Genomic DNA, 16,967 nt, shown 5'->3' on the forward strand with positions numbered 1-16,967 from the left:
GCATTTTAACCCTAGACCCGCTCCAACAAGGGTGCGGCTGTTCCACCCTGGGCTTCGGAAGTCTCCTGCTCCGAAGGCGGCACCACCTGCCAGAACTGGGGCAGATAACGCTCCCACTGGGCCAGGATGTGTTCGGCCTTGCGGCTGCCGGTACGCTCGTAATAGGCGCTAATTAAACCGCGCAACTGACGTTCCCCCGCTGGGCTAGTCACCCGCTGAATCCGGACAATCTCCAGGTTCACCCTAGCGGGAAAATCCCCCGTTTCATCCAGGAAGTAGGCCAGTCCACCCGTCATGCCCGCCGCCACATTCCGGCCCACCGGTCCCAGCACCACCACCACCCCGCCGGTCATGTACTCGCAGCAGTGGTCACCGGTCCCCTCCACCACCGCCTGGGCTAAGGAATTGCGCACGGCAAAGCGCTCCCCCGCCCGACCGTAGGCAAACAAACGCCCACCCGTAGCGCCATACAGACAGGTATTGCCAATAATCACCTGCTCGCTGGGGTCGCAGGCCAACTCTGGCTCCGGCACCACAATAATTTCGCCCCCGTGCATCCCCTTGCCCACATAGTCGTTGGCCTCCCCCGTCAGCTGCAGCGTCATCCCTGGCAGATTAAACGCCCCAAAGCTCTGGCCAGCGCTGCCCCGGAATCGCAACGTGATTTGCCCTTGGAACCCATCATCCCCATGCAGGCGAGCAATCTCCCCGGCGATCCGCGCCCCCACACTCCGGTCCGTATTGCGAACAGGAAGCGTCAGCGTCACCCGGCCATGGTGGCGAATCGCCTGCTGCAGTTCCGGGCGCGCCAGCAGTTCGTCGTCCAAAACCGGGCCGTTGCTGTGCACCGGTTCATGGTGGAGCCAGGAGCGGTTCGTGCGCGTATCCGGCAATTGCGTCATTACCGCCGTAGTGACCCCCTGGGTTTTGGCCAGCTTCACCCCCTTGGGTTGCAACAAATCCGCCCGTCCCACGATGTCCGCCAGGGAACGATACCCCATCTGGGCCAAAATTCCCCGCACCTCCTCGGCGACAAACAAAAAGAAATTCACCACGTGCTCGGGTACACCGGGGAAACGCGCCCGCAGGTCCTCCCGCTGGGTAGCCACCCCCACCGGGCAGTTATTGGTGTGACAGACCCGGGCCATGATACAGCCGGCAGCAATCATCGCCACCGACCCAAACCCAAACTCCTCCGCCCCCATGAGCGCCCCCATCACCACGTCCCAGCCAGTTTTGAGACCCCCATCCACCCGCAGGATTACCCGGTCCCGCAGGCGATTGGTCAAAAGCACCCGGTGCACCTCCGTCAATCCCAACTCCCAGGGCGTCCCCGCATGCTTGATGGAACTCAAGGGCGACGCGCCCGTGCCCCCATCGTGCCCGGAAATCTGGATCACATCCGCATTGGCCTTGGCTACCCCCGCCGCCACCGTACCGATGCCGATTTCCGCCACCAGTTTCACCGACACCTGGGCGCGGGGATTCACCTGGTGCAGGTCAAAGATCAACTGGGCCAAGTCCTCGATGGAGTAGATGTCATGGTGGGGCGGCGGGGAAATCAAAGGCACCCCCGGCTTAGAGCGACGCAGCATGGCGATATAGGGGCTGACCTTTTTCCCCGGCAACTGGCCCCCTTCCCCCGGCTTGGCCCCCTGGGCAATTTTGATTTCGATTTGTTGGGCCTGGATGAGATACTCCGGCGTCACCCCAAACCGCCCGGATGCCACCTGCTTAATCGCCGAGCTGGCCGTATCCCCTTGGCGCAAACCCTTGAGATGGGGTAGCGTCGGCGAGTGGCCCGTTTCGTCCACATCCATCAGCACCCGGAACCGCACCGGGTCTTCCCCCCCTTCCCCGGAGTTGGACTTACCCCCCAAGCGATTCATGGCAATCGCCAGCACCTCGTGGGCCTCCCGCGACAGCGCCCCCAGGGACATCCCCCCCGTGCAAAAGCGAGTGACAATGGCGCTGGCGGGTTCCACCTCCTCCAGGGGAATCGGCGAGCGGTCACTGACAATGGTGAGCAAATCCCGGGGGGCCGTGGGGGGCCGGTTCTCCAGCAACTGCAAATAGGCAGCAAAGTCCTCCGCCCGACCGGAGCGCACCGCCTTGTGCAGCAACTTGGCCATCTCCGGCGAATTCAGGTGGTATTCTCCCCGGGGCCGGGCCTGGATAAACCCCAGATTTTCCAAGCGCTTGTGGGTCAGCTCCGGGAACGCCTGCCGGTGGAATTGCAGAATTTCTTGGGTCAGCTCCGCCAGGTTCAATCCCCCCAACTGGGAAACCGTCCCCCGAAAGGCCAGGTCCACCACCTCCGGCCCTAGCCCCACAATCTCAAAAATCTGCGCCCCGTGGTAGCTGGCCAGCAGAGAAATCCCCATTTTCGACAGGATTTTCAGCAACCCCGCCTCCACCGCCGCCCGGTAATTGGCCTGGGCCTGGGTCACCGTACAGGGCGTCACCTTCCCTTGCTGCATCAACGTCTGGGTCTTGGGGTCATGCCACCAGTGGCGCACCGTCTCCCAGACCAAATAGGGACACACCGCGCTGGCCCCATAGCCAATCAAACAGGCGAAATGGTGCGTACTCCAGCACTGGGCCGTCTCCACCACCAAGGACACCCGCAGCCGCAACCCCTGGGCGATTAAGTGGTGATGCACCGCCCCAACCGCCAACAAAGGGGGAATCCAAGTGCGATTCGCTGTCAAGGGTTCCACCCGGTCGCTCAGCACCAGAATCTCTACCCCCTGCTGCACCGCTTGGGCCGCCTGGTCACAGAGCGCATGCACCGCCTGCTTTAGGGCCTCCGGTTCCGTGCAGTCAAACAACGTGCTCAGCGTCGCCGTGCCAAAGCCACTGGTGTACAGCTGTTGCAACTCCTGTTCGTTAAGCACTGGCGAGCGCAGCCACAGTTGGCGGGCATCCTCCGGGCGCACCTGCAACAGATTCCCCCGCCGCCCCAGCCCCATTTCCAGGGACATCACCAGACTTTCCCGCAGGGGGTCAATCGCCGGATTCGTCACCTGGGCAAACCGCTGCTTGAAGTAGTCATAGAGCAAATGGGGCTTATCCGAGAACACCGCCAGGGGCGCATCATCCCCCATGCAAAAGGTGGGTTCTTTCCCCGTGCTGGCCATCGGCTCAATGATCATCTCCACATCTTCCGCCGTGTAGCCGAAGGCCGTCTGGTGACGCAACAGCGCCTCTGCCTCCCAGGTGCAAGCCTCGTTAAAAGGCTGTGGCTCCAGATAGCGCCGGTACTGCTTGACCCACACCCCGTAGGGCTGTTGCCGGGCCACCCGCTGCTTGATGGTCCAGTTAGTGAGCAACTCTCCCTTCACCAAATCCACCGCCAGCATTTGTCCTGGCCCCAGGCGTCCTTTGGCCACCACCTGCTGGGGGGGCACCTCCACTACCCCCGCCTCCGACGCCAAAATCACCCAATCGTCCTGGGTCAACACATAGCGAGCCGGGCGCAGCCCATTGCGGTCCAGCGTCGCCCCCACCACCTGCCCATCGCTAAAGACCACCAATGCCGGTCCATCCCACGGCTCCTGCACCCCCGCGTAGAACTCGTAGAAATCCACCACCTCCGGGTAGGCTGCCAACTCCGGCTGGTGCCGATAGGCCTCCGGAATCAGCAGCATCATCGCCTCCAGGGGACTCCGCCCGGCGCGCACCAGCAACTCCAGACTGCTATCGAGATTGGCGGAATCACTCTTTTGGCAATCCACCACCGGGCGCAAATCCTCCAGCCGCCCCTCCCAGGCTGGATGGCCAAAGCTACTTTCCCGGGCCGCCATCCAGTTGATATTCCCCAGCAGTGTATTGATTTCCCCGTTGTGCCCCAAAAACCGCATCGGCTGGGCCAGGGGCCATTTGGGCATGGTGTTGGTGCTAAAACGCCGGTGATAGATAGCAAAGGCGCTCTGGTAACGTTCATCCCGCAAATCCCGGTAGAACTCCCCCAGCACCGCCGCGCGCACCATCCCCTTATAGACCACCGTGCGGCCCGAGAGCGAGCAAATATACAGCTCCTGACCCCAGGGCTGTTGCGCCGCCTGCCGCTCCAGACGTTTACGGGCCAAATACAACCGTTGCTCCAGTTCCTCCCCCTGCCACCTGGGATGCGTCACCACCACCTGGGCAATCGCCGGGCAATTTTCGTGGGCTTGTACCCCTAGCACCTGTGGGCGCACCGGCACCTCCCGCCAGCCCAGGACCGTAAACCCTTCCGCCTGTAACCCCTGGGTGATCCAGGTTTGGGCCGCTGTCACCGCCTCCGGGGGCAAAAACACCATCCCCAAGCCCGTGCGCCCCGGCACCAGCGGCGGCAACCCCAATCCTTCCGCCCACGCCTGCAGCAGACCCCAGGGCAGTCCCGTCATCAACCCGGCCCCGTCCCCCGAATCCCGGTCAGCGCTGCATCCCCCCCGGTGTTCCAGGCAGGTCAAGGCCGCCAGCGCCTGGGTCACCACCGCATGACTCACCCGCCCCCGCCGGTCAGCAATAAAACCCACCCCACAAGCATCCCGTTCATCAGTCAACCAAGGCCAAGGGGAATTGCGCATAGGACACCCGAGTAGAACGTCAAAGAAGTGCTACCCCGCCGGCGTCATCCCCCCCGATGACTCAACCCGTCGCTATCTGGTGGACGCCAATGCTGAAGTCAGCCGGCTAACACTCCATCCCCACCGTACGCCGTTTCCGGCCAGGTGCAGCATCCCCTATTATAGTGGTTCCCGGCCAATCCCTAATGGTATCTTCTATCGCCGTTGCAGCTCATCAATCAGTACGGCCACCACGGCGGCAAACAGGGTGATGGCCAAGGCCACTGCCGGATGTTGTCCCCGAGCTACCGCCAGGGAAGTTGCCACCCCTGCGCCCAAACCCGCCGTTATCAGGGCCGTCGGCCAATCCCGTTGCTCTGGACTGTACATTGCCACTGCCTATCCCTAACCAGACAATGGCTAAAGGTAGCACCAGAGCCCCCCTTATCCCTCCATCTGCGCAATCAAACGTTAGAGAAACAGCTGTCCCCTTCACAAAATTTCAGAGTCCGGTGACCGGTTGGGCGTACCAGCCCTTGCTCACGTCCCCCCGACGCCCGCCGTCGCCCCCCATCAGAATCACCCGGTTGAGCACGTGGATCACCCCGTTATCCGCCAAGATGTCTGCCGCTAGGACCGTCGCGTTCTTGACCTCAAACTCATCCCCCTGCCGGTAGATGGGAATGAGCGACCCCTCTAGAGACTGCAAATAATCCCTATCCCGCAAATCCGCCTTGGTATAACGCCCCGGCACCACGTGGTATTTGAGAATGCGGGCCAACTGGGGGGGATTTTGCACCAGCGTCGTCACCGTCCCCGGCGGCAGGGCCGCAAAGGCCTCATCGTTAGGGGCAAACACCGTAAAAGGCCCCGGACTTTTGAGCGCCTCCACCAGACCCGCCGCCTGCACCGCCGCCACCAGCGTCTGGAACGACCCAGCGCTCACCGCAATATCCACAATATCCGCCATGGTCAGGGGGAAATATCAACTTGCTTGCATTATAAAGCCAGTCCGGCTACTGGGGGGGATTTTTCATCTGGTCGCGCCATTCCTGGAGTTGCTGGGCCACCACCTGCTGACCCCCCAAGCCAAAAGCAATGGCAATCGCCACCGCTATCGCCCCAAACAACAACCCAAACGCCAAGTTGACAATATCAGCGGCGATCCCCATCTGCCGTAGCGCCATTGCCCCCACCAGCGCCAACGTGGCAATCCGCGCCCCCTGGGCCAGGAACCGTGCCTGGGGAGTTCCCGCCTGGGCAATCAACCGAAACATGGCGTTGGCCGCATATATCCCCACCGCCAGCACCAGTAGCCCCACCAGTACCTGGCCAAAAATCACCAACAACCCCGTCGCCACCGCCGTCAGGGTGGGAATTTCCAGCACCTCCACCGCCGCGATGACCCCCAACTGCATCACACCCCCCAGGACGATAAACCCAGCCACCTGGGACGGTGTTTGCTGCATCTGGGCCGGTGCCGGCAGCCCTAGCCATGTCAACACCTGGTCAAATCCTGCCCGCGTCAACACCCCCGTGATCATTTCCCCCAGCAACCGCCCGCCAACGTAGGCCGCCAGCAGAATCAAACCCGCCGTAAACACCCGGGGCAAGGCCATCAAAAACATATTCAGCATTGCCACCGCCGGCCGAGAAATGGCCTGAATCTCCAGGGCCTCCAGCGCTGCCACAATGGTGGGAATCCACACCAGGATATACACCAGTCCGCCGCCGACCTGGGACACCCGCACCTGTTCGCCCAGACCCAACCGCTGCCCCAGGGGGTCTGCCCCAAGCGTCGTCAGCAGATTCACCGTCATCGTCCGCAGCACCCGGGCCACCAGCCAGCCCACCAGCCCGATCAACACCGCCTTGAAAATCCGGGGCAAAGCCGCTAGCAATTCATTCACCAGGTTTTGCACCGGCTGAAGCGGCCCTTGCAGTTGCAGCGTATCCAGGATCAAAGGCAGGAAAAACAGCCACACCAACCAATAGAGCACTGTCCCCACCAGTTCTCCCACCGTCACCGGCGGTGCTTCTGGTGTTGGGCGGGGTAACTCCAGGGGTTGGTCCAGTTGCAGCGACTGGGATAACCGCACCACCACCAGCTTGGTCACCGTCGCCACCCCCCAAGCCAGCACCGCCACAATCAACCCGCCAATGATTCGTGGCACATAGGCAAAGATTTCATTGAGCAACTGGGCCAGGGGTTGGGAGATGCCCGACAGTCGCAGGACATCCAAAGCCCCCACCACCCCCAAAAGCAGCACCACCCAAAAGACAATTAATCCCAGCCATTTACCTACAGAAATAGTTGGTTCAGATGTGCCGGACACCAGTTGGGAAAGACGGTCATCTATGCCTGTGCGCTTTAAAGTAGATCGACTAAATTCTGCCAGGAGCGATGCCGCAATCCAAGCAACAATAAATATCCCTAAGGCCCCCAGCAGGTTGAACAAAAATGGAACCAAGCGATCCAGGTTCAAATTAATCCAACGTCCAGTCTCTTGCGTGACTTGGGCCAAGTCCAGTGTCCAAGTCGCCATCACCGCCATACCCTCACCCCCCTATCATTTGGTGTCAGGCTGTCTTCCCAAGGAAACACTGCCGATCCTACCATTGCGTCGCAAGGGCACGAGACTGGTTAAACAATTTTTCAATTTTTTGGCTTTTATTTGGCCGCTGGCGTGTTGACTCCCCATGACCTGCCCAAGGCGATAGAGTGAAAGTAAAAAAAATGGAACTCATTGCCAACACCGATGTTGCACTGTTTGGCGCCTGAACTCATCCAGCGCATGGCGGCAGGAGAAGTCATCGATGCGCCGGTAGCGGTGGTGCGGGAGTTGGTGGAAAACGCCATTGATGCGGGAGCAACCCATTTACACCTCCAGGTCACCCCGGAGCAGATTCGCCTAGCCGACAACGGTCAGGGAATGGCCCTCGAGGCGCTTACCTTGGCTGCCCGCCCCTATACCACCAGCAAAATCTGTACTGCCGAGGACCTCAACCGGATTCAAACCCTGGGGTTTCGAGGACAGGCCCTTTACAGCCTGGCGCAACTGGGGCGTTTGACCATTGCCAGCCGCTGGGCCGGTGAACCGCAGGGGTGGCAGGTGCAGTACGACCACCAAGGGCAGGTGCAACGCCAACAAATGGTTCCCCTAGCGCCGGGGACGGTGGTAACGGTGAGGGATTTATTTGCCGATTGGCCCCAGCGTCGAGCAGCACTTCCCAGTTGGCCCCAGCAGGTGCGGCACATCCAGCTTTGGATTCAGCAGGCTGCTTTGTGTCACCCGCACATCACCTGGCAGGTAGAAATAGCGGGCAAGCGCTGGCATCTGTGGCCGGGTACGCTGCCGGATCGTTTGGCCCAGGTGTGGCCGCCACTGGAACCGTCGCTGGTGCGCTTGGCCCAATACCAGGGCCTGACGGTGGCCCTAGCCCTGCCGGACCAGTATCACCGTCCCCGTCCCGACCGGGTGTGGCTGGCGGTTAATGGGCGGTGCGTTGACCTACCCGAACTCAGCACGACCCTTATCCACCATTTCCAGCGCCTGTTGCCCCGGGGCCGCTTTCCCGCTTTATTTGTCCATCTCCAGGTGCCGCCGGAGCAGGTGGACTGGCACCGCCATCCCGCCAAAACTCAGGTGTATCTCCAGGACCTGGAGCACTGGCAAGCCCAACTCCTGCACCTGTGCGAGAGCTGTTTGCAAACAACGCCGCCTCCTAAGGCCGACTACCCCAAGGTCAAAAAACTGTTCCAGGTGGCGGAAACCAACGCCCGCTACAGTGCTCGTCCGACCTTGAAGGCCCTAGCCCAGTTGCACCGCACCTACATCCTGGCGGAGCACCCCAGCGGGTTATGGCTGGTGGAGCAGCACATCGCCCACGAACGGGTCCTATACGAGCAGTTGCAGCAGGGATGGAGCTTGGTAGCCCTGGACAGTCCGGTCATTTTGTCCCAGCTCACACCAGAGCAAGTCAACCGCTTGAGGGAGTACGGTTTGGCGCCGGAACCCTTTGGTCCCCAGCAGTGGGCTGTGCGGCACATGCCCCAGGTGCTGTTGGAACGGCCGGACGAGTGGGTGGCTGCTCTGATGACCCTGAGCCGGATAGCCGACCGGGAGCAAGCCACAGTGGATTTGGCCTGTCGCAGCGCCCTGCGCAACGGCACCCCCTTGACCCTAGCCCAGATGCAGGCGTTGTTGGACCAGTGGCAGACCACCCGCTATCCCCGCACCTGTCCCCACGGTCGCCCCATTTATCTCCCGTTGGCGGAGACCCAACTGGCCCGGCTCTTTCGCCGACACTGGGTCGTGGGCAAAAGCTACGGCATCTGAGGGGCGCCGCTGGTGAAATCCTCGACGTTGGCGTAGATGGGTAGGATTTTGTCCAAGGCGGTCATGATCAGCAGATTGAGTACCAGAGGGCGCGGGGCAATCAACCCCATCTGGCCCCCCAGTTGCCGCACGTGCTTATGGCAGGCCACCAGGGCGCCTAAACCGGCGCTGTCGAGAAATTCCACCCGCGACAGGTCAATGCCCAGATAACAGGCCCGCCCGGCTACTGCTTGCTCATACTGCTGCTTGAAGGAACTGACTTGGGTGCTATCGAAGCGAGTGATAGGTAGGGTCAGGACCGTCTCGCCAAAGGTCTCTTGGGTAGTGGGCGTGAGAATGACCAGTTCCATAAAAAGTTAGGTGTCAACGCACTTTTCCTAACCTAGCCGGTCGTTATACTGAAGGCAAAGCGCTACGTCGTCCCGGCGATGAAACAACGGGTTACCTTGACCTTCCCGCGCCAGATGGTGCACATGCCCATTACTTACCGGCTGGCCAAGGATTTTAACATTGCTGCCAATATCATCCGGGCGCAGGTGGCTCCCAACCAGGTGGGCAAGCTGGTGGTGGAACTGTCGGGGGATATGGACCAAATGGCAGCGGCCTTGGAATGGCTCCAGGACAGCGGCATCGAGGTGGTCCAGAGTAGCCGAGAGATTCTCATTGACACGGACAAGTGCATTGACTGTGGGCTGTGTACGGGGGTGTGCCCTACGCAGGCCCTGGCGTTAGACCGGCAATTCCGGTTGACCTTTACCCGCAGCCGCTGCATCGTCTGTGAACAGTGCATTCCCGCCTGTCCCGTCGCCGCCATTACCACCAACCTGTGACTGCCTGTCAAGTGCTTGCCAAGCCGAACGAAACGTTGTTTAATACCTGATTAAGGTACTTCGATACCGAGTACAACGTCGTTGCGGCTTTCCAAACTAAGCTCCCTTAAAAATTAGTACAACTGTTTCGTTTACGGGTAATTCCGGCTATGCCTAGAACCAAACCCCCATCGGACCGTGTACTGACGATTCGCCTGCCCAACGAGGAGCTGATGAAACTGGAGAGTTACTGTGCTGCCAAGGGTCGCACCAAGACAGACGTGCTGCGGGAGCTGATCCGTAAACTGCGGCATACGTAGGCGGGGGCGGGCTGGAACTGTCCACACAGTGATGAAACATGCCTACTTGGCCGCCGCCCTCCAGATGACTAGCGGGCCGGATATTGAACAAAATCTGAACCAATTAGCGGATCTGGTGGAGCTGGCCTGTCGGCGGGGGGCTTCCTTGGTTGGCCTGCCGGAAAACTTCGCCTTTATGGGGGATGAGCAGGACAAGGCCCGGCAAGCACCCCAGATTGCTGCCGCTGCCGAGCAATGCCTACGGACGCTGGCCCGACGCTTTCAGGTGACCCTGTTGGCGGGGGGAATGCCGGTGCCGGCGGACAACCAACGGGTTTATAACCGGGCGCTGGTGGTGACGCCGGAGGGGGAAATTGCCGCCACCTACGACAAGGTGCACCTATTTGATGTGAATCTCCCGGACGGCCATACCTACCAAGAATCCCGCACGGTGGTGCCCGGAACCCGGTTGCCCCCGGTGTATTACCAACCAGCCTTGGGGGGTATTGGTCTTTCCATCTGCTACGACGTGCGTTTTCCCGAACTCTACCGGCACCTGGCCAAGGTGGGGGCGGAAATTTTGTTTATCCCGGCGGCGTTTACGGCCTACACGGGCAAGGACCACTGGCAGGTGTTGTTGCGGGCGCGGGCGATTGAGAATACCTGTTACGTCCTGGCGCCGGCCCAGGTGGGATGGCATTATCCCCGCCGCCAAACCCATGGTCATGCCCTGATCGTGGACCCCTGGGGGGTGGTGCTGGCGGATGCGGGCGACCAACCAGGTATGGCCATTGCGGAGATCAACCCGGAACGCCTGGCCCAAGTACGGCGGCAGATGCCCAGTCTCCAGCACCGGGTGTTTTAGGGGGCAGGAGGGTGCGGGCGGCAGAGACGGCAGTGGCCAGGGTTTGGGGGTCCTCTAGGTGGGGCAAGTAGGGTTGCAGCAGTTTGCGGGCGTAACTACCGTAGCCAACCCCATGCACCGGTAACCCCAGGCGCTGCACCAGGGGCCAGGTGGTTTGATTGGTGCCCCCCGCTAACTGCACAAACCCCGGTAGGCCCGCCTCCAGGATTTTTTGGGCCAAGCGCAGGGTCGCCCAGGTGGTGCCCGCACCAATATCGCCGCTCATGGGCCGTCCATCCGCTTGCCAAATCAACGGGCAGGGCAAGGGGGCCATAATGTCATACAGCCGCCACAGGTAGGGAATGACCTGGTCGTGGTCTGGACAACTGACCGCCAGCACCTGCAAGCGCGCTACCCAGGGCCGCAGCACCTGCCACAGATGGGCAAAACCCGATTCATGGCCCACCTGGGTGTGGATTTCCACGGCCGCCACGGGTTGGGTTTGCAGCAGGGTCACCACCGCTTCGGGTCGGTGAACATAGGTGCGGGCCTGGATCAAGCCGTAGGGACACACATCCAGACAACGGCCACAGCCATAGCACAGGGGCGCGTTCACCCCCGCCGGGCCAATCGCCTGCACCGGACAGACCCGTTGGCAGGGGCGCGGACAATCGGGGGGACACAGGGCCGGGTCAAAGTGGGCCTTGCGGAAATGGGGGTCGCTGTCGTCGTTGAGGCTCACCATCAACCAGGGTGGGTGGGGGGTTTGCGCGCGTTGGATGCCCCGATAGGCCGCCTGGACCACCGCCGGGTCAGCCGCCACATCAATACAATGCACCCCCGCCAGGGCAAACACCCAACTGAGGGGTTCGATTACCGCCGTGTCCTCCAAGCTGGCCCCGCTGATGAACTTGCACCAGTAGCGTCCCTGCAGTGCCCTTAGATGGCCTGAATCCACGGCATGACCTCGTAGTCCGTCCAGATGCCGTTTTGCCAGTAGGGGTCCTGCTCGATCAGCGCCCGTACCTGCTCTGGTGAATCCGCCTCGTAAATCCCAAAAAACCGCCGCAAGTCCTCAGTCGGACCAATGGTCATGAGCACCCCCTGGGCTTTCTGTCGGGCTAGACCCTCCAAGTGGGCTTGCCGATAGGGTTCCCGGCGCTGGCGCACGTCCTCGCAGTAGTGCCCTATTACCACAAACTTAGCCATTCAGTCCTTGGACCCCTGCACCTGCCGGTCACGATTATAGCGTCCCACCTGGGCGTAACTGCGCTGGGGACGATTGGACAACCGGTGCAGAATTACCTGGGCGATTTTCATCCCCGGATAAATCCCCAGCCGCCGGAAACGGGTGGTATTGCGCAGGGCCATGGTCAGGTGGGAACCATGCCAGCCCGGGTCCAGCCACAACGCGAGAGCCAGGTCGAACCCCTCCCGCGCCCGGGACGACTTCAAGCGCACCTCCCCCGCCAAGAAATCGGGAATGTGAAACATCTCCAGCGACGCCACCAGCAGCCAGGTTTGCGGTTCGAGGATGTAGGGCTGATGGGCGTCGTAGGGCGTTAAATCCAGGGGCACCTGCTCTCCGTCCTCCTGCTCAATGAGCGCTGAGGTACCGATGCGAATGTCGAGGGACGCCGGGTTGAGCAACGTCGGGTCAAAGGGGGCCACCAACGGCGGCGTGCCCTGACACAGTTGGTTCAATTCGTGGTCCGTCAGTACCATGGATTAGCCCCTAAACACCGATGGGTGAATAGTCATCTTCTACCATGGCCCGATAGCTGTAAAAACCCCGGAAATTACGGGTAAAGATGGGCGTAGCACGGCCTGGCACATGGGCGTAGCAGGGGATTTTCTGAGGCGTGGTCAGATAGTCGTCTACAGCCATGGCGCTGTGCTCAAAGGGTCCTAAATGCCCGTCCTGGAGTAACTGGTGGTACAGCCGGAAGTCCTCCTGCACGTCCCGCTTGCCGTCGTGGGTGGCATAAGAAAGCCGGGCACACCGGGCCGTAGCCACCTGGAGCTGCTCAGCTAGCGACAAACCCGGGGGCATCTGGTCCCCAAAGGGAATATGCCACTCTCCGGGTTGGAGGGTCTGGGGCTGGGACGCCTGCAGCGCCTGCTGGATACCTATGGCCCAGGCCCGAAACTCCGGACGACAGGGCTTATCGGTGCGCAGGTAAAAGAAGTTCTCCCACTCGGTGGCGGTAATCAGAATGGGAATGCGCAAAAAGGGTTTCAGTAAATCGTTCACGTGTTGTTTGTGGACCCCCTGGGCGGCCAGTTGTCGGGCCAGGGCAATGTTTTGCTCCAGCGCCGCCTGCCAGACCCGCTCGTTTTCCGCCTGGAAGTCCGGGTCGTTGACCTCCACCCCCTGCATCCCCTTCTGGTGCCGACTAAATTGGGGAATAAACGGGTCCTCCAAAATGCGTTGGATCACCCGCTCCACGGGAATCGCCCGCGTGGATCCACTCGATCGACTGGTCCATTCGGTAAAGGGATTGGTATCCCCCAGGACCTCCACCAGCCCCCCCTGGCGCAACAACCGGTGCGTCGCCAGCTCCTGAATCAACGTGTAGGGAAACCGCGTCAGCAACACGGTGGTGATCCGGTCCCCCGTCACCGCATTGCGGGAGTCCGCCTTGATCTGCACATCCCCCGGACGCAGCATGGAACACCACCTAGAATGGGCTGATACCGGGATTGTAACAAGGGTCGGGGGGAGCCACACCTAGGGACAATGATTTCTTTCCCTCGACCATATTGTCACCAAATCCGATAAACTTACTGTAGTATTCGGGGCTGTAGCCATGGGACCGTTGTTGTTGGTGGGGCTGATAGCGGGTTTGGCGGGGGGAATGTTTGGCATTGGCGGCGGGGCGATTATGGTGCCGGCGTTGGTGTTGGGGCTGGGGTTTGACCAGAAGGTGGCCACAGGTACATCCCTAGCGGCGCAGGTGTTGCCCATTGGGTTGGTGGGGGCTTGGGTGTACCACCGCAGTGGTCATCTGGACCTGCGGGCGGCGGTCATCATGGTGGTGGGTTTAGTGCTGGGTAATGGCTTGGGGGCGTTGCTGGCCAATCAGCCCTTTATCACCAGTGAAATGATGAAGAAGCTCTACGGGGGGTTTTTGGTGCTGGTGGGGCTACGGTATTGGTTATGGCGTTGATAATGAAGCTGGTGACCAAGGGGGGCCAACCCAGGATGACGCAAGCCAAGCGGTTGACGGTGCGGGTGCGGGTGCCGGCAGGGGGTCAGGCGGAACCGGTACTGTCCCAGTTGATTAGCCGTTACGGGGTGACGGTGAACATCCAGGCGGCCCTGTTTGACCCCCAGAATCAAGCGGAGGCCTGGCTGGATTTGGAACTCTACGGCCCGGAGACCGCTCTGGAGCAATGTTTGGCGGCCATGCAGGCCCGGCGGTGGGAGTTGATCCATCGTTCCCCCATGACGGAGGCACCGGCAGGGTCTGTGCCCACGTCGGTGATGCCCCCGGCAACGACGGCTCTCCAGCGCACCCACATCCATGTGCGCATTCCCAAGGCGGCCTGCGATGTACCTATCCTGTCGGGGTTGGTGTCGGGCTACGGGCTGGTGGTGAATCTGCGGGCGGGGTTGCTCAGTCCCACCCACGAGGACGATGGCTGGTTTGACCTGGAGGTGCAGGGAACGGCGGAACAGATTGCCCAGGGGTTGGATTATCTCCGCCAGCGGGGCATTCAGGTCTGGCAAGGGAATCACCAGGAGGACTGGTCGGTGTAGGGAGGAACGGCCATGGGGATCGTGGTGGAAAAGGTGTCCAAGCGTTTCGGTCACTTCGTGGCGGTGGATGACGTGAGCTTGACGATTCCCACCGGGTCATTGGTGGCGCTGCTGGGGCCGTCGGGGTCTGGGAAATCGACCCTGCTGCGTTTGATTGCTGGTCTGGAGCAACCGGATACGGGTCGCATTTGGCTCACCGGTCAGGAGGCCACCCACCGCCGGGTCCAGGAGCGCAACATCGGGTTTGTGTTTCAGCACTACGCCCTGTTCAAGCACATGACGGTGCGGCAAAACATTGCCTTCGGGCTGGAGGTGCGCAAGGTGCCCCCCCACCGGATCAAGCAGCGGGTGGAAACCCTTTTGGAGCTGGTGCAGTTGCAGGGCCTAGGGGACCGCTATCCCCACCAGCTCTCCGGCGGTCAGCGGCAACGGGTGGCCCTGGCGCGGGCGTTGGCCGTCGAACCCCAGGTGCTTTTGCTGGATGAACCCTTTGGGGCGTTGGATGCCCGGGTGCGGCAGGAGTTGCGGGCCTGGCTGCGGCGGTTGCATGACGACATGCATGTAACGACGGTGTTTGTCACCCACGACCAGCAGGAGGCGATGGAGCTGGCCGATCAAATCGTGGTGATGCACAGGGGCCGCATTGAACAGGTGGGCACCCCCGCCGACATCTACGACCATCCGGCTACTCCCTTTGTGATGAGTTTTATTGGGCCGGTGAATGTCTTGCCGGGGGATGCGGGACTGTTACGGGGTCAGGGGTTGGCCCTGGGAGCGGGGCAGGCGTTTTTACGTCCCCACGATATTGTCATCAGCACCCATCCTGAGGAGGCCCATACCCCCGCCCGGATTCGGCGGCTGTTGCACCTGGGGCCGGAGGTGCGCCTGGAACTCCTGCTGGAGGATGGCCAGACTCTGGTGGCGCAAATGGACCGGCAACGGTTTTCCCAACTCCAGTTACAGCCCCAGCAGCAGGTGTATGTCCGGCCCCGGCAGGCCCGCTGTTTCCCGTTGCACTATGCCATCTAGGCCGCCCCTAGGGTCCCGTGCTCCAGACGCCACACCTGGTCGGCCAGGGCGCTGAGTTCCCGGATGTCGTGGCTCACCACCAGTAACGACCATCGCTGCTTCAGTTCCTGGAGCAGTTGCAGCAGTTGCCGGCGCATGGACCAGTCGAGGCCCGCCAGAGGCTCATCCAGCAGGAGCAGATAGGGCTGCCGAATCAATTGCACAGCAAGGGCTAGGCGGCGCTGTTGTCCCCCACTGAGGCAATGGGGCGGCTGTTGCCAGGACACGTCCGCCAAATGCACTGTTTCCAGGACCTGCTGCACCTGGTCGTAGGTGAGTTCGGGGTGGCCTAGCCGCAGCTCCTCTAGCACCGTCAACCCGCAGAAGTGCCGCTCGGGAAACTGGAACACCAACCCCGCCACCAGCCGCAAATCTGCCGGTTGTAACACCTGGTCCTGCCAACGGATATAGCCTTGGGTGGGGGCCGCCAGACCGGCAATCACCTCCAACAGGGTGGTCTTACCGGCGCCGCTGGGTCCCACAATTAAGGTCAGCGAGGGGGCCGGCACCATGAGGTCAATGTGCTGCAAGATGGGGTGGGAACTGGCCGGGGGATGATAGCTGACATTGACAAGCGTCAGCATGGTTCACGGCTCTTTGCGGGCTAAAACGGCGTAAAAGGGGTCACCGCCACCCAGTAGTCCCCAAAAACCGGGTGGGCTGGGCCGGGCGATGACCTCCACCGGACCAAAACCGGGCACCGCTTGGAAATAACGTTGCACTAGGGCGATGCGCTCGGCGTCGGTGGCGTCCCGCCAGGCCTGGATGGCCTTTTGGTAGAACATGCGGTTGGAAAAACTGACGATGGCCAAGCCGCCAGGTTTAAGCACGCGCTGGATTTCGGCAAAAACAGCCTCGGGATACTGCAGGTACTGCACGGACACGGCGTTTAAGACGGCATCAAAGCGAGCGTCCTCTAGGGGTAGGCGGGGATTGTGGTTCAGATTTTGGACAAAGTAGTGGGTCAGCCGGGGGTTGCGGGCCAGTTCCTCGGCATTCATCCCGTGCCCGACCACCTCAGCAAAGTCCATCTCCGGCGGTAGGTGGGACACCCAACTGCTCATCAAGTCCAGCAGACGGCTACTGGGGGTCAGGCGCTCCCGGTACAGTTGAGTCAACTGCTGCAAAAACCCCTGGTCCACGTGGGTGACCAACCGGGGCATTTGATAAAACAGGGCGTCGTCGCTTTCGTCCAACTTGCGCCGTTGCTGGGGGGTTAGGACCGCCTGGACCATACAAAAACTGTCATACAACTTCACATTTCTCAGTTTAGGCCATCAGCGGCGGTGGG

General features: G+C 61.3%; 18 protein-coding genes. 7 read left to right on the plus strand and 11 right to left on the minus strand.

The genetic code is table 11. The features are described 5' to 3' along the window. Positions 1-11: 11 nt before the first annotated feature. From Q6L55_06920 to Q6L55_06935, 4 genes are all read right to left on the minus strand, one after another. A complete protein-coding gene (locus tag Q6L55_06920) occupies positions 12-4,550 on the minus strand; it encodes a glutamate synthase-related protein (GenBank protein ID MEN9258441.1) in 4,539 nt (1,512 codons plus the stop codon). A gap of 219 nt (positions 4,551-4,769) precedes the next feature. Then, positions 4,770-4,943, minus strand: a complete 174-nt coding sequence (locus Q6L55_06925; GenBank protein MEN9258442.1) for a hypothetical protein — start codon at positions 4,941-4,943, stop codon at positions 4,770-4,772. A 112-nt stretch (positions 4,944-5,055) separates the two neighbouring features. Further along, positions 5,056-5,523 carry a fasciclin domain-containing protein gene (locus tag Q6L55_06930; GenBank protein ID MEN9258443.1) on the minus strand — a complete coding sequence of 156 codons (468 nt, stop codon included), beginning with the start codon at positions 5,521-5,523 and terminating at the stop codon, positions 5,056-5,058. Positions 5,524-5,569: 46 nt separating this feature from the next. Continuing rightward, complete coding sequence (locus Q6L55_06935) at positions 5,570-7,099, minus strand: mechanosensitive ion channel (GenBank protein MEN9258444.1); 1,530 nt, start codon at positions 7,097-7,099, stop codon at positions 5,570-5,572. A gap of 213 nt (positions 7,100-7,312) precedes the next feature. On the opposite strand from Q6L55_06935, the gene mutL reads away from it, so the two are divergent. Next, the gene (mutL, locus tag Q6L55_06940; GenBank protein ID MEN9258445.1) at positions 7,313-8,893 is read left to right on the plus strand and encodes a DNA mismatch repair endonuclease MutL; all 1,581 of its coding nucleotides are present in this window, start codon (positions 7,313-7,315) and stop codon (positions 8,891-8,893) included. Here the strand turns inward: mutL and Q6L55_06945 are convergent. After that, positions 8,881-9,243 carry an STAS domain-containing protein gene (locus Q6L55_06945; protein MEN9258446.1) on the minus strand — a complete coding sequence of 121 codons (363 nt, stop codon included), beginning with the start codon at positions 9,241-9,243 and terminating at the stop codon, positions 8,881-8,883. The two genes, mutL and Q6L55_06945, sit on opposite strands and share 13 nt — an antisense overlap. A 78-nt stretch (positions 9,244-9,321) precedes the next feature. Here Q6L55_06945 and Q6L55_06950 point away from each other — a divergent pair, with 78 nt between their 5' ends. From Q6L55_06950 to Q6L55_06960, 3 genes are all read left to right on the plus strand, one after another. Further along, positions 9,322-9,723 (plus strand): NIL domain-containing protein, encoded by a 402-nt coding sequence (locus Q6L55_06950; protein MEN9258447.1) that lies wholly within the window; start codon positions 9,322-9,324, stop codon positions 9,721-9,723. Between the two features lie 149 nt (positions 9,724-9,872). Then, positions 9,873-10,022: a ribbon-helix-helix protein, CopG family gene (locus Q6L55_06955; protein MEN9258448.1), complete on the plus strand. Its 150-nt coding sequence runs from the start codon at positions 9,873-9,875 to the stop codon at positions 10,020-10,022. 31 nt (positions 10,023-10,053) lie between these two features. Next, positions 10,054-10,866 carry a carbon-nitrogen hydrolase family protein gene (locus tag Q6L55_06960; GenBank protein MEN9258449.1) on the plus strand — a complete coding sequence of 271 codons (813 nt, stop codon included), beginning with the start codon at positions 10,054-10,056 and terminating at the stop codon, positions 10,864-10,866. On the opposite strand, the gene Q6L55_06965 is transcribed toward Q6L55_06960, so the two are convergent. Genes Q6L55_06965 through Q6L55_06980 form a run of 4 tightly spaced genes read right to left on the minus strand, consistent with a single transcriptional unit; the run spans position 10,802 to position 13,516 of the window. Continuing rightward, complete coding sequence (locus Q6L55_06965; GenBank protein MEN9258450.1) at positions 10,802-11,803, minus strand: LdpA C-terminal domain-containing domain; 1,002 nt, start codon at positions 11,801-11,803, stop codon at positions 10,802-10,804. The genes Q6L55_06960 and Q6L55_06965 overlap by 65 nt on opposite strands. Further along, positions 11,785-12,054, minus strand: coding sequence for a YciI family protein (locus Q6L55_06970; protein MEN9258451.1), 270 nt, complete (start codon positions 12,052-12,054; stop codon positions 11,785-11,787). Before Q6L55_06970 ends, Q6L55_06965 begins: the two co-directional genes overlap by 19 nt. Continuing rightward, positions 12,055-12,570, minus strand: coding sequence for a dCTP deaminase (gene dcd / locus Q6L55_06975; protein ID MEN9258452.1), 516 nt, complete (start codon positions 12,568-12,570; stop codon positions 12,055-12,057). It abuts the gene before it with no gap. A 10-nt stretch (positions 12,571-12,580) separates the two neighbouring features. Further along, the gene (locus Q6L55_06980) at positions 12,581-13,516 is read right to left on the minus strand and encodes a hypothetical protein (protein ID MEN9258453.1); all 936 of its coding nucleotides are present in this window, start codon (positions 13,514-13,516) and stop codon (positions 12,581-12,583) included. A 139-nt stretch (positions 13,517-13,655) separates the two neighbouring features. Here Q6L55_06980 and Q6L55_06985 point away from each other — a divergent pair, with 139 nt between their 5' ends. The 3 genes from Q6L55_06985 to Q6L55_06995 are packed head-to-tail and all read left to right on the plus strand — an operon-like array spanning position 13,656 to position 15,637. Further along, on the plus strand, positions 13,656-14,015 hold the full coding sequence (locus tag Q6L55_06985; protein ID MEN9258454.1) for a sulfite exporter TauE/SafE family protein: 360 nt from the start codon (positions 13,656-13,658) through the stop codon (positions 14,013-14,015). A 35-nt stretch (positions 14,016-14,050) separates the two neighbouring features. Next, positions 14,051-14,608, plus strand: coding sequence for an NIL domain-containing protein (locus tag Q6L55_06990; protein MEN9258455.1), 558 nt, complete (start codon positions 14,051-14,053; stop codon positions 14,606-14,608). 12 nt (positions 14,609-14,620) lie between these two features. Next, positions 14,621-15,637, plus strand: a complete 1,017-nt coding sequence (locus Q6L55_06995; protein MEN9258456.1) for a sulfate ABC transporter ATP-binding protein — start codon at positions 14,621-14,623, stop codon at positions 15,635-15,637. Here Q6L55_06995 and Q6L55_07000 read toward each other — a convergent pair. Both Q6L55_07000 and Q6L55_07005 read right to left on the minus strand, forming a co-directional pair. Further along, on the minus strand, positions 15,634-16,260 hold the full coding sequence (locus Q6L55_07000; GenBank protein ID MEN9258457.1) for an ABC transporter ATP-binding protein: 627 nt from the start codon (positions 16,258-16,260) through the stop codon (positions 15,634-15,636). The two genes, Q6L55_06995 and Q6L55_07000, sit on opposite strands and share 4 nt — an antisense overlap. A gap of 3 nt (positions 16,261-16,263) precedes the next feature. Beyond that, positions 16,264-16,911 carry a class I SAM-dependent methyltransferase gene (locus Q6L55_07005; protein MEN9258458.1) on the minus strand — a complete coding sequence of 216 codons (648 nt, stop codon included), beginning with the start codon at positions 16,909-16,911 and terminating at the stop codon, positions 16,264-16,266. Positions 16,912-16,967: the final 56 nt, after the last annotated feature.

The sequence above is a fragment of the Gloeomargarita sp. SRBZ-1_bins_9 genome (assembly GCA_039794565.1).
Classification (GTDB): Bacteria; Cyanobacteriota; Cyanobacteriia; order Gloeomargaritales; family Gloeomargaritaceae; genus Gloeomargarita.

Coding starts and splice junctions, on each gene's coding strand:
- Q6L55_06935 (MEN9258444.1), bottom strand. CDS start 7,099: ATGGCGACTTGGACACTGGACTTGGCCCAAGTCACGCAAGAGACTGGA.
- Q6L55_06930 (MEN9258443.1), bottom strand. CDS start 5,523: ATGGCGGATATTGTGGATATTGCGGTGAGCGCTGGGTCGTTCCAGACG.
- Q6L55_06995 (MEN9258456.1), top strand. CDS start 14,621: ATGGGGATCGTGGTGGAAAAGGTGTCCAAGCGTTTCGGTCACTTCGTG.
- mutL (MEN9258445.1), top strand. CDS start 7,313: ATGTTGCACTGTTTGGCGCCTGAACTCATCCAGCGCATGGCGGCAGGA.
- Q6L55_06960 (MEN9258449.1), top strand. CDS start 10,054: ATGAAACATGCCTACTTGGCCGCCGCCCTCCAGATGACTAGCGGGCCG.
- Q6L55_07000 (MEN9258457.1), bottom strand. CDS start 16,260: ATGCTGACGCTTGTCAATGTCAGCTATCATCCCCCGGCCAGTTCCCAC.
- Q6L55_06985 (MEN9258454.1), top strand. CDS start 13,656: ATGGGACCGTTGTTGTTGGTGGGGCTGATAGCGGGTTTGGCGGGGGGA.
- dcd (MEN9258452.1), bottom strand. CDS start 12,570: ATGGTACTGACGGACCACGAATTGAACCAACTGTGTCAGGGCACGCCG.
- Q6L55_07005 (MEN9258458.1), bottom strand. CDS start 16,911: ATGGTCCAGGCGGTCCTAACCCCCCAGCAACGGCGCAAGTTGGACGAA.
- Q6L55_06925 (MEN9258442.1), bottom strand. CDS start 4,943: ATGTACAGTCCAGAGCAACGGGATTGGCCGACGGCCCTGATAACGGCG.
- Q6L55_06945 (MEN9258446.1), bottom strand. CDS start 9,243: ATGGAACTGGTCATTCTCACGCCCACTACCCAAGAGACCTTTGGCGAG.
- Q6L55_06990 (MEN9258455.1), top strand. CDS start 14,051: ATGACGCAAGCCAAGCGGTTGACGGTGCGGGTGCGGGTGCCGGCAGGG.
- Q6L55_06950 (MEN9258447.1), top strand. CDS start 9,322: ATGAAACAACGGGTTACCTTGACCTTCCCGCGCCAGATGGTGCACATG.
- Q6L55_06955 (MEN9258448.1), top strand. CDS start 9,873: ATGCCTAGAACCAAACCCCCATCGGACCGTGTACTGACGATTCGCCTG.
- Q6L55_06980 (MEN9258453.1), bottom strand. CDS start 13,516: ATGCTGCGTCCGGGGGATGTGCAGATCAAGGCGGACTCCCGCAATGCG.
- Q6L55_06970 (MEN9258451.1), bottom strand. CDS start 12,054: ATGGCTAAGTTTGTGGTAATAGGGCACTACTGCGAGGACGTGCGCCAG.